At 37.5% G+C, this 10,432-nt stretch carries 12 protein-coding genes; 6 read left to right on the forward strand and 6 right to left on the reverse strand.

Annotation, left to right across the window (positions count from 1 at the left end):
* Positions 1-47 precede the first annotated feature (47 nt).
* The 6 genes from pepT (at position 48) to DRF60_RS01730 (ending at position 4,868) form a co-directional block, all read left to right on the forward strand.
* Positions 48-1,295: a peptidase T gene (gene pepT / locus DRF60_RS01705; RefSeq protein ID WP_116010387.1), complete on the forward strand. Its 1,248-nt coding sequence runs from the start codon at positions 48-50 to the stop codon at positions 1,293-1,295.
* 5 nt (positions 1,296-1,300) lie between these two features.
* The gene (locus tag DRF60_RS01710; protein ID WP_116010388.1) at positions 1,301-1,870 is read left to right on the forward strand and encodes an energy transducer TonB; all 570 of its coding nucleotides are present in this window, start codon (positions 1,301-1,303) and stop codon (positions 1,868-1,870) included.
* A gap of 151 nt (positions 1,871-2,021) precedes the next feature.
* Complete coding sequence (locus DRF60_RS01715) at positions 2,022-2,261, forward strand: hypothetical protein (RefSeq protein WP_116010389.1); 240 nt, start codon at positions 2,022-2,024, stop codon at positions 2,259-2,261.
* Between the two features lie 150 nt (positions 2,262-2,411).
* A complete protein-coding gene (locus tag DRF60_RS01720) occupies positions 2,412-3,008 on the forward strand; it encodes a porin family protein (protein ID WP_116010390.1) in 597 nt (198 codons plus the stop codon).
* A gap of 77 nt (positions 3,009-3,085) precedes the next feature.
* Positions 3,086-4,144 (forward strand): sensor histidine kinase, encoded by a 1,059-nt coding sequence (locus tag DRF60_RS01725; RefSeq protein WP_116010391.1) that lies wholly within the window; start codon positions 3,086-3,088, stop codon positions 4,142-4,144.
* Positions 4,134-4,868 (forward strand): LytR/AlgR family response regulator transcription factor, encoded by a 735-nt coding sequence (locus tag DRF60_RS01730; RefSeq protein ID WP_116010392.1) that lies wholly within the window; start codon positions 4,134-4,136, stop codon positions 4,866-4,868. Before DRF60_RS01725 ends, DRF60_RS01730 begins: the two co-directional genes overlap by 11 nt.
* A gap of 177 nt (positions 4,869-5,045) precedes the next feature.
* Here the strand turns inward: DRF60_RS01730 and DRF60_RS01735 are convergent, their stop codons facing one another.
* The 6 genes from DRF60_RS01735 to DRF60_RS01760 form a co-directional block, all read right to left on the reverse strand.
* On the reverse strand, positions 5,046-5,948 hold the full coding sequence (locus tag DRF60_RS01735) for a DUF6268 family outer membrane beta-barrel protein (RefSeq protein ID WP_116010393.1): 903 nt from the start codon (positions 5,946-5,948) through the stop codon (positions 5,046-5,048).
* 140 nt (positions 5,949-6,088) lie between these two features.
* Positions 6,089-7,279 (reverse strand): multidrug effflux MFS transporter, encoded by a 1,191-nt coding sequence (locus DRF60_RS01740; RefSeq protein ID WP_116010394.1) that lies wholly within the window; start codon positions 7,277-7,279, stop codon positions 6,089-6,091.
* Between the two features lie 181 nt (positions 7,280-7,460).
* Complete coding sequence (locus DRF60_RS01745) at positions 7,461-8,279, reverse strand: helix-turn-helix domain-containing protein (protein WP_116010395.1); 819 nt, start codon at positions 8,277-8,279, stop codon at positions 7,461-7,463.
* A gap of 350 nt (positions 8,280-8,629) precedes the next feature.
* On the reverse strand, positions 8,630-9,139 hold the full coding sequence (locus DRF60_RS01750; protein WP_116010396.1) for a hypothetical protein: 510 nt from the start codon (positions 9,137-9,139) through the stop codon (positions 8,630-8,632).
* A 3-nt stretch (positions 9,140-9,142) separates the two neighbouring features.
* A complete protein-coding gene (locus DRF60_RS01755) occupies positions 9,143-9,565 on the reverse strand; it encodes a hypothetical protein (protein WP_123902613.1) in 423 nt (140 codons plus the stop codon).
* On the reverse strand, positions 9,526-10,200 hold the full coding sequence (locus DRF60_RS01760; RefSeq protein WP_116010398.1) for an RHS repeat domain-containing protein: 675 nt from the start codon (positions 10,198-10,200) through the stop codon (positions 9,526-9,528). Before DRF60_RS01760 ends, DRF60_RS01755 begins: the two co-directional genes overlap by 40 nt.
* Between the last annotated feature and the right edge of the window lie 232 nt (positions 10,201-10,432).

The raw sequence follows: 10,432 nt of genomic DNA on the forward strand, positions 1-10,432 counted from the left end.
GAAAATTGAAAAATTTACATTGTATATTTGTTGGAAATTTATGATTGATGAGTATAATAGAATTCAACCCATTGTGGAAAGAGAAATTATTAAACCGTTTTCTCGCGTATGTAAAAATATATTCAACCAGTGATGCAGAAAGCGAAACGACTCCTTCTACTCCACGCCAGTGGGACATTGCAAAATATATTACTGAGGAACTGAAAACTATTGGTCTGGAAGATGTTTCTCTTGATGACAATGGTTATATTATGGGATATATTCCTTCTAACCTGGAAGATGATAACAGACCTACCATTGGTTTTATCTCACATTATGATACTTCACCGGATTTCAGTGGTGAAAATGTGAAACCACAGATTTGGGAAAACTATAACGGAAGCGATCTTCTGTTAAATGAAACCACCGGATTCACGCTGTCTTCTTCAAAATTTGAAAGCTTAAAACAACATATCGGGCAAACGCTGATCACTACAGACGGAAATACGCTTTTGGGAGCTGATGACAAGGCTGGCTGTGCAGAAATTGTAACGGCTGCCGAATATCTTATAGCGCATCCGGAAATTAAGCACGGAAGAGTTGCTGTAGGATTTACGCCTGATGAAGAGATTGGAAGAGGAGCCCATAAATTTGATGTAGCTAAATTCGGCGCGGAATGGGCTTATACTATGGACGGCAGTGAAGTGGGAGAATTGGAATATGAAAACTTCAATGCTGCAGGAGCTGTGGTAAAAATCCACGGATTGAGCGTTCACCCGGGTTACGCTTACGGAAAAATGGTGAATGCCGGTCTTTTAGCCGCTGAATTTATCCAGATGCTTCCAGAGAATGAAACTCCGGCTATAACTAAAGGTTTTGACGGATTCTATCATTTAATGGATATTACAGCTGATATTTCTGAGGCTAAGCTTCAATATATCATCCGTGATCATGATGAGGAAAAATATGAAGCCAGAAAAAAATTCATGCAGGAAAAAGTAGCTGAATTCAATCAAAAGCATGGGGAAGGAACCGCTGAAGTTGAAATCAAAGAGCAGTACAGAAACATGAAGCAGCAGTTTGAAGGAAAAATGCACATCATCGACCTTGCTGCAAAAGCCATGAAAGAAGCTGGTATTGAACCTAAAATCAAAGCGATCAGAGGAGGTACAGACGGAGCCCAGCTATCATATATGGGACTTCCTTGTCCGAATATTTTTGCAGGAGGAATGAACTTCCACGGTCCTTACGAATATGTTGCTCTGGAAAGTATGGAAAAAGCAACTGAGGTGATCATTAATATTGTAAAAGTTTAATACCTATGAAAAAACTTTCAGCATTAGCATTCATTCTGTTTTTTACATTCAGCAATGCCCAGGTATCTGAATTCCAGAAGGCAGATTCCAGGTATGAAAGAAAAATAAAATCTTTATACAAGAAATATCCGAAACCTAATGATGAAAGAACTAAGCAGGAGTGGCTAATTACTGAGGAAAAAATATCGGCATATAAAAATGCTTTAGAGAAAATTTCTGAGGAAGAAAAGAAAATGATAACGGACGCTCTACCTCCTATGGAGCCTAAGATCACCAGGGAAGCAGAATATGAGGCAGGAAAAGCTGCTTTTCAAAAGCTTTTAAATGAAGCGGTCGATCTTACTTTCCTGAATTTTGCAGTCAATCCCTATAAAATAAATTTGAAATTTACTTTAGACTCTAAGGGAAATGCTTCCAATGTGAAAGTAAAAGGAAATAATGAAGATGTGAATGCATTTATAGAAGCTGCTTTTTACCGGATCAGGGACAAAGGCAAATGGAAGCCTGCAGAATCGAATGGACGACCTGTTCTTTCTGTGGTTAATCTTCCTTTACAATTAAATTTCAGTAAATAATAATCAAACCCGTTGTGTAGACAGCGGGTTTATAATTTCATACAACTAAAAAAAATTACCCTCTATTATTTCTCTTATTAATGAAAAATAAATGTTTTTTTTGATTATATTTACTTCAACATCAAATTTTTAACTTTAAAAATCAATTATTATGAGAAAAATGAAAAAACTTTTGAGAAAGGATCTGTCAACGATTCTCGGTTCCGGAATAAGCGGATGTCATATGAATGGTGATTCTGCGTATTGCTGGACAGACTGTGAATGTGCTTTCGGGAACGGCTGTGAATTATATGAAGACGGAAATCCGGGAAAATGTATTACCATAGGCGGTGGAAATCCTGGTGGAGGTGGATGCATTCCACCAACCATTTGTGAAGAAGAGCCTTTTTAACGAAAATTTATCGGAAGTTAGATCTTCCGATTTTTTTATCCTTTTTCAGATAAAACCAGAGTCTTATCCAGGCATTACTGCCGTTCATCAAATAAAATTTCATCGTTTCCCACATAGTTGTTGTTTTGCATCAAATTATTACAGCAATTTATGAAACAACAAATTTTAGCACTAAGCTCACTTTTATTATGTATTACCTGTTCGGTTGAAACCAAAGCACAGCAAACTCCGGCCTTCCACATTGGGATAAAGGGGGGAGCAACCTATACAAAAACCTCAACGGAGTCTTCTGCATTGGAAGGAAAATATGGTTTTGGATATCAGGGAGGAATTATGACAAGAATGGATATTGGAAGCCTCTATGTGCAGGGGGAAGCTTTATTCAACAAAAGAAAGACTTCTTACAATTCCAAAGACGGAAGTTCTCCAAAGCTGACCTGGAACTCTATTGACATTCCTATAGTAGTCGGTTATAAATTGATCAATACCAAGGATTTTAATGTAAGGGCATTTGCCGGAGGAGTTTACAGCTATGCATTCAAAAACAATCTGTCGACATCCAGAGCATTGCAGGAAGGTTTTAAAAGCTTTGATAAATCAAACATCGGAATTACCGGAGGTATCGGGGTAGATTATAAAAATTTCACAGCAGACCTTAGGTATGAGACAGGACTTACGAGCATCAGTAAGGAGTTTAAATCCAAGCCCAACGGCTTTACGCTCGGAATAGGATATTTCTTATTCTAAAAACTTAAAAGTACCTTTACCTATTAGAAACTGCGCCCAGCGGTTTCTAATTTTTTATAACCTACGTTATCTTATCCATGACAAAACCTTTTATTTTAAGAAAATATTTTTTTGTTACGATTTTCTGGCTCGTTTTTGCCATTGCAGTATATATCAACTTTCAGGCGACGTCTGATAAGACCTCTGCTGTATTCCAGACGATCGTCCTTGCCATTAGTTCATTTCTTTTTACTCATTTTCTCACAACAAGGCTTCTTCCTGATGCCTTGCGATCGAAAAGGATGAAGGTATTTCTGATTCAGGCCACCGGAATTATACTATTACTGAGCTTTATCTATTCCTTAATCTTCACCTATATTGAGATCAATTCAAAAAACCAGCTACCTGCTGATTTCGTGGATCATCTTCCGTTTTTATGGAAAGGATTTTATCTGGCCCTTCCTGCTTCTTTTCTTGTTAACGGATCTGTCTGCGGCATCAAGTTTTACCAGGAGCACGGAAAAATAGAACGGGATCATATTCTTCTTCAGCAGGCTCATTTAGAGAATCAGCTTAAACTTCTGCAGGATCAGATCAACCCTCATGTGGTTTTCAATATTTTGAATCATATTCATATTCTGATGAAAACAGATACAAAACTTGCTGATTATCTGCTTCTTAAATTTTCAGACATTCTCCGTTACCAGCTCTATCACTGCAGCCAGAGTCTGGTTCCTCTGGATAAAGATATTGACCATCTGCAGAATCTGGTAGAAGTTGAAAGATTAAGATGGGGAAATGAGCTGGAGGTGAATGCAGACTGGAGTACCGGAAATAAAAAATCATTTATAGCTCCTCTTCTTCTGGTTCCATTTATCGAGAATGCATTTAAATATGTCTGCAGACTGCCTGGGCATAAAGGTTATGTAAAGATTTCCTGTATAGAGAAGGACGGTTTTCTTTTGTTTTATGCCGAAAACTCTTATTCAGAACCGGCAACCTATAAAAAGGACGGCTTCGGCGGAATTGGGCTTCAAAATGTACAAAAACGTTTAAAATTACAGTACCCGAATGCCCACGAACTTACCATTATGGCAGCCGATAATGTATACAAAGTAACCTTAACCCTACAATTATCTGACAATAATGAGCAGTAATATCCCTAAAATGAAATGCCTGATCATCGATGATGAGCCTCTGGCCAGGTTTCACCTTAAAGAGCTGGCGGACCAGATCGACTTTTTATCCGTTGAAGGTACCTGTGCCACAGCACTGGAAGCTGATGCAATAGTAAAGGAAAAAGAAATTGACCTTCTATTTCTGGATATTAATATGCCTTATTTAAGCGGTCTTGAGTTCCTGGAACAGCTTGAAAATCCTCCTTTATGTATTCTCACAACCGCCTATTCCGAATATGCCCTGGAAGGCTACCGGCTGCAGGTTGTGGATTATCTTCTGAAACCCATTGCCTTTAACCGTTTTTATCAAGCAGTGAACAAAGCACAACAGCAGTTTATTGTTTCTGAAAAGATGAAAAAGAGCTCTCCTTTTGATGATCCTTTTCTGTATGTAAGGCAATCTGATACCTTTATAAAAGTCTCCTGGGTAGATATCCTGTATATTGAAAGCATGCAGAACTATACGAAACTGCACTTTAAAGACAAGTCTCTGGTCATCCACCAAACGATGAAAGCTATTGAAGAATCTCTGCCATCCGAACATTTTTTCAGGATTCATAAATCTTTCCTGATCAATATTATCCACATCGACATGATCTCAGGCGGACGTCTTTACATCAATAAAACAGAGCTTCCTATTTCCCGCACCCGAAAAGAAGAACTGCTCAATCAGGTTGTGTATAAGAAGCTTATTAGTAAGTAAATTTGGAAAGGAAGAGGGATGATGGAAGTTATTATTCTCGAAAATTAAATGTTCTACTTTTCTATTTAAACCTATCTCATCAAATTATATGAATAAGGATGGGAGATTGGAGCGGGAAGTTATTGAAGCCGTTAAGAACATCTCTCTTCTTCCTGCTCCCATCTTCCATCTATACTCTTAAGGCAAATTCCACCTCAGCGATACGGCTACATAAAATGTGGTGGCAAATTTGGGATCTGCTATTTTTTTGTCTTTGAAAATACTTTTGATCTTCCTGTCATTTTCATTGAAACTTCTCAACAGGGCTGTTCCTCCTGTAAGGCGGATACTCAGCTTGTCATTCAGTTTCAGTTCCGGCCTGATTCCGGCTGTGACCTGTTGGTAACCCAGTAACATTGATTTTCCGTCTTTATTTCTTTCTACAGTCATTCCGCTGAGGTTTACTACGGCTTTTAAAGCAAATCTGTCTGAAAACAGGTAGCCCGCTTCCATTCCTTCCGGGAAATTGATGTTGAATTTAATTTTACCGTTTGTTTTCCAATCAAAATAGATCCACGGCAATATCATAGGAACTCCAAAGGCAGTTGTCAACACGGGCCCTCCTCCCAAAGCGAGATTGGGGTTGAAATGTCTGATAAATAATACACCTCCCTGCCCGAGAATATCATCAGAGCTGATCTGCTCAAGATCTGTATAAACTCCTACTGTAGCTGTCATCATCATGCTCCATTTTTTCCCTAATGGTCTTATGTGCTGGATTCCGGCCTGTGCATTCAGCATCTGATCAGGAAACAGCTGCTTTTCATAGTCTTTATGAATCATTTTCGCGTATGATCCGCTAAGTAAAAGTGACCAGGCTTTTATCTTTCCGCTGCTGTCCTTTTTTACTGACAATGGAATGCTGAGGTTAAGATCTGCTCTTTTAAAGTTACTTTTGGAATTGGTTTTCACACTGTCTTCCGGACGTATGTAACTGGAAAAAGGTATATATTCGGTCTTAAGCTCTCCTGATATTCCGGATTGTCCACTGACCCAATATCCGAGCAGGCAGCAAGACGCTGCCAAAAGATTTCTCTTCATAATTTAAATTTTATGCAAAGAGATACTTTTAGAAGGCGGTCACAAAAATTACTTGATTAAGTGCTCGAATAGTATGACCAAACGGAAAACCAGTATGATAATATAAATACCTCACCCTATGTAAGATCAAAGCTACTAGGCTATATCAAGTCTTTTTTATTCTTAAATGAACGGTAAGCAAACCAAACCGCAATGAGTGCAATGCCTGCACGCAGAATAACCATTGGCATAATGGAATCTGCCTCTAAAAATCCAACCAGTCCTGAAAGTAAAAAGGTAACCATCAGCTGCATAAAGCCCATTACAGCAGCTGCTGTACCACGCCCTTCTTTAAAAGGAGACAACGCATGAGCAGAAGTGATGGGAAAAAGAATTCCTATAGCCAGCAATGACAGGTACAGCATTATAATTTCTAAAGTCACAGAAAGATCAGACGCAGCTATCAAAACATGAAGGGTACAAACCACTAGCAATAGAAAAGTGGCTGTCAGTAAAAGTTTTGTATCACTTATTCTCTTTATTAATTTAGGAGTAAGGTATGCTGCCGTTATCAGTGCCAGTGAATTAAACCCAAATATCAGACTAAAAATACCGCTGGAAAATCCGTGAAGTTTCATGAATAAAAACGGTGCATTAGAAATATAAATAATCAGAGAAGCGAAGGCAATACTTCCAATCATCGTGCTGTTAATAAATTCTTTATTGGAAATAATTGCTTTTAAATGGCTCTTTAATTCTTTTTCGGCTTTGGTAAGATTAGGAAGAGATGTTCTTGAATTGGTCTCAGGAACGTATTTATAAACCATGAAAAGGGTAATTAGTCCCATTATTCCCAAAAAAGCGAACGAACTGTTCCAGCCCCAAAACTTAAGGAAAACACTTCCCAGAAGCGGTGCAACAATGGGAGCAATTCCGCTGATCTGAGACTGCTGGGAAAAGATGGCTACAGATTTCTGCCTGTCATAAAGGTCGATAACGATTGCTCTCCCGATCACAATTCCTGCACTTCCACCGAATGCCTGCAGAAAGCGCATCCCCCAAAGCACGTAAATATTTTCTGTGAAAAATATCGCTGTAGCACCTATAATGAAGAGGAAAAGTCCGCAGTACAGCATAGGTTTACGTCCTGTCCTGTCAGACAAAGGTCCCCAAAGTAATTGTCCGAAGGCAAATCCTGCAAAAAACACAGAAATTGAAATCTGAATATGTCCGATATCAGTTTGAAAAATCTGGGCCATGCTCGGAAAAGCAGGCAGATAAAGATCTATACTAAGTGATTCCAGGGTGTTGAGCAGTGCCAGAATAAACACTACGATACTTAAGTTTCTCATAAAGGGGTTCAATCATTCAACGATCTACACAGATCGTTTTTTCTCCTGGCAAAATTCCGGTAAAAAACATAGCTTTTCAATACAGTAACTGAAGGAAGACCAGCACAAACTGAGGATTACATTTTGTAATTTTTATGAAAACTTATTATTTTAAAATGAATTTAAAAGAACTTTCTGAAGATTAAGCTTTTCCTTCTTTAAATCCCTCCGGATTCCGGCCGGTATGTTTTTTGAAAAAACGTGAGAAATAAGACGCGTCGCTGAATCCCAGTTTAAAAGCAATTTCTTTAACGGTTAAAGCACCAAAGCTAAGTTCCCTTTTAGCTTCCAAAACAAGTCTCTGAGCAATCATTTTTTTCACAGTCGTTCCTCTGGACAAACGAACAATATCGTTGAGATGATGGGTGCTTATTTTGATCTGATCAGCATAGAAACGGGTATCTTTTTCAGCTGTATAATGTTCTTCAATCAGGCTTACTAGCTCTTGAATACGCTGCCTGTCATTAATTGATGGGTTTTGCAGACTAATCTGTTCTGTGATGATGATGCAGAATGCCCGCAGATAGGATTTTAATAAATCTAACCTGGAAGATCCATTATATTCTTTTTCCATCAGTGAGATGATTGTACTACAGGTTTCTCCGCTTTGAGGATCTAAAGAAAAAGGACATGTTCCTCCTGTGAGGATTGTTTCTATATCGCTGGCTTCCTTAAAGATTTCCCTGCTCACAGCGAGTACATACCCCTTTTCACCTCTCAGTTTCATATTGAATACCTGTCCCGGCGCAATAATGCAAATCTGGTTATTTTTAAGGATATGACTTTCAAAATCCAGTTCCAAACTGCTGTTTTCTTTCACATGACTGAACCAGATAATCTCAAAGAAATTGTGACGGTGAACATCATTAAAATTTTCCGGATGTCCTGTATCAAGAGTCATCAGCTGAAACTGTTCGGAGGTGAGATGATGGGTGGGGATATTTTTTTCTGATGGATTCATCGGTCAGTTTTTTATAAGATAAATAAAAACCTCAACAAAGAAATGCTGGGATATCTGCTGATTAGCTGTTTGATTGTTTTTTATAAATGTAGAAAATTTATTTGCTTTATGAAAAGATCAGCACCTTTTAAATTTCGACCATTTTACCCGTCCCTGCCTACGAGAGCATACTTCGTATAAAGGATTCTCAAGAAGCTACCAAAAACTTACCTTACAAAGAAAAAATTTAAAGACTTCTTTAATGAAAATGTAGCTGCTTTATAAAACACAAAACCACCGCTATTGCAGTGGCTTTTGTTTTACTATAGCTCAAAGTCACAGACTTTGCGCAGCGGGGGGCAGCGGGTAGACTAACTTATATAATCTTTCATATTGACTCTATTACCCCATCCATTTTTCTGATCAACAGTCAAGTTGGCAATGTAATCACTTTTTGGAAGCTCCAGCTTATTATAATTCATAATTTCAATAATATTCTCTAAATAGTCTAATGTTAATTCTGATTTAAATTGTCCATATAGGTTACCTATCCCAATAGGTATCAAATTGTCTATTAAAGTTAAACATTCTTGATTTAAGCTTAAATAATACTCCCGAAGTTCATTGTAATAATTGAAGTCTATTATTTCATAATATTCTGAATTAAAATCATTATTAAGAATTATTGATGGTGGAACTTCTTCAACATTCTCATGCCATGTATCTAATTCACCTGAAATTACAAACTCCTCTATATCTTTTTCTAAGGTATTTGGTAAAGGCTGAAACCCTTTATCTCGCATATACTTCTTTAAACATAAATATCCATAAATATATCTACCTCTTATCGAAATTTTTTCAAAATCAGATTTTTTTTTCATAATCTATTCACTAGTGGGTTTTATACTTTTAAATGTTTGTTGGCAATTTTGACATCTTGTGAAATCAATATATTTGCCATTTTTAAACTGTATCGTATGCATATCTTTCAAGTTTTTCCATTTTGCCCCAGCGTTTAGGGCACTATTAAAGGCATCACATTCCGCACAATTATAGGTAGACCATTCCTCTAAACTTTGCTTTGGTAAATGGGACTTTAGAGTTGGGTTTACTTCATTCATTGACTTTATAGTTCTATTAGTTCCATAAAATACTCTTCCAGTTTCAGAATCTATAACTGCTGATATAACATATGGTTTCTTACCTGAAGAAGATAAAATATCTCCTGCTTTATCTAGCAAGGCTCTTCTTGCAACACCTGTACTGCTTACAGAGAACGCTTTAGAGAACCCAAAAAGACCCCCCATGAAGATGCAACATCTGGTATAGCTCGCGCCGTTCTTGCACCATCCAATGTATACAATCCTCCAACAAAATTAACTGTTCCTCCAACCAAAGACGAAGAAAAACTATTAATTTGATAATATGGATCCAATTGTCTACTCCAACTAATTTGGTAAGGACTAAAGTCGCTAACTTTTGGAGTTTTCATATTTGGAGAATATCCATAACCCGCATGATTAGGATTATTAATTATATGCCTTGCAACTCCTAGTGCTCCTCTGCCCAAAGATCCTAAAAAGCTTTTCCAAAAGCCTGGTTTCGGATCTACCGGCGACATTCCATCAGGATCAGTTAAATTAATCGGATTACTAAACGTATATTCATATGGAGATCTTCCAGGAAACTCTTCTGCCAGCGGATCCACATTTAACCAAAGAGAAACTCTAGGATTATAATACCTTGCTCCATAATAGTAGTACCCAGTTTCAGCATCAAGTTCCTTGCCATTAAATTTATATGGGCTGTTATTACTTGCTTTGTTATGGTTTTCTACAAACAGCTCACCACTTGGGAAGTATTCTATATTCTGGGTTACCTCTCCGTCTGCTCCTGTAATATAGCTGCTGGAACTTAAATGATCCGGATGGAACCAATAGATTTCCTATCCTTTATACCGGCGTTTAAAAAAGCCACTGCAATTGCAATGGCTTTTTTTATCAACTCAAAGTCACAGACTTTGTGCAGCGGGGGCGACTACCTCTTAATTTTTTTGATTATCCATTTTACTATATAATACATAGACACAATTGCTAATGCAATTAAAAATAAATCCATATTCCTCTTTTCTCCTAATGGAAAATGTTTTATAAATAAAATAATAATAGCAGAAA

The sequence above is a fragment of the Chryseobacterium elymi genome (genome assembly GCF_003385495.1).
GTDB lineage: Bacteria > Bacteroidota > Bacteroidia > Flavobacteriales > Weeksellaceae > Chryseobacterium > Chryseobacterium elymi.